This window comes from Bradyrhizobium sp. MI1.7 (assembly GCF_055811795.1).
This window is the reverse complement of sequence record NZ_JBVVPO010000265.1, coordinates 1-365: the sequence shown is the minus strand read 5'-3', so window position 1 is coordinate 365 and position 365 is coordinate 1. Positions and strand designations below refer to the sequence as shown.

Here is a 365-nt window from a genome sequence, read left to right as displayed (position 1 = left end):
TACACCGCCAACGCCGACGCCATCGGCGTGCTGCGCCTGTTGGAAGCGATCCGCATCCTCGGCATGGAGAAGGAGACGCGGTTCTACCAGGCCTCGACCTCCGAGCTCTACGGCCTGGTGCAGGAGATACCGCAGAAGGAGACCACGCCGTTCTATCCGCGCTCGCCCTACGGCGTTGCAAAACTCTACGGCTACTGGATCACGGTGAACTACCGCGAAGCCTACGGCATGTTCGCGTCGAACGGCATCCTGTTCAACCATGAGAGCCCGATCCGCGGCGAGACCTTCGTGACCCGCAAGATCACCCGCGGCGTCGCCCGTATCGAGGTCGGGCTGGAACAGACGCTCTATCTCGGCAATCTCGA

1 protein-coding gene is annotated in these 365 nt (G+C 62.7%); it reads left to right on the top strand.

The features are described 5' to 3' along the window. A partial coding sequence (locus AC0L3X_RS47455; protein WP_473317658.1) for a GDP-mannose 4,6-dehydratase occupies positions 1–365 on the top strand: 365 nt, incomplete at both ends.